This is a genomic window from Burkholderia sp. Bp8963 (assembly GCF_003854275.1).
Classification (GTDB): domain Bacteria; phylum Pseudomonadota; class Gammaproteobacteria; order Burkholderiales; family Burkholderiaceae; genus Burkholderia.
Genome location: NZ_QTQP01000179.1, coordinates 1 through 640, shown reverse-complemented (window position 1 = coordinate 640; position 640 = coordinate 1). Strand labels below are relative to the sequence as shown.

Genomic DNA, 640 nt, shown 5'->3' with positions numbered 1-640 from the left:
CGAGGCTGTTGTTGGTGGTGGTCAGGCTCGTCGACAGCGAGCCCACGCCGCTCTGCGCGGTGCTGATCCCCGCCGCGGCCGACGTCGACAGGCTCGTCACGGTGCTGTTGGTCGTATTCAGGCCCGTCGACAGCGAAACCACGTCGCTCGATTCCAGCGTCGACAGTGCACCGAGGCTGCTGTTGGTGGTGGTCAGGCTGGTCGACAGCGACCCCACGCCGCTTTGTGCGGTGCTGATCCCGGCCGCGGCCGACGTCGACAGGCTCGTCACGGTGCTGTTGGTCGTATTCAGGCCGGTCGACAGTGAAACCACATCGCTCGATTCCAGCGTCGACAGTGCACCGAGGCTGTTGTTGGTGGTGGTCAGGCTGGTCGACAGCGAACCTACGCCGCTTTGTGCGGTGCTGATGCCGGCTGCCGCCGACGTCGACAGGCTCGTCACGGTGCTGTTGGTCGTATTCAGGCCGGTCGACAGCGAAACCACATCGCTCGATTCCAGCGTCGACAGTGCACCGAGGCTGCTGTTGGTGGTGGTCAGGCTGGTCGACAACGAACCCACGCCGCTTTGCGCGGTGCTGATCCCCGCCGCCGTAGAAGTCGACAGACTCGTCACGGTGCTGTTGGTCGTGTTCAAGCCCGT

1 pseudogene is annotated in these 640 nt (G+C 64.7%); it reads right to left on the bottom strand.

Annotated features, from left to right (window positions below):
* Nucleotides 1-550, bottom strand: a pseudogene (locus DID96_RS38635) (hypothetical protein); the annotation flags it as partial.
* Nucleotides 551-640: the final 90 nt, after the last annotated feature.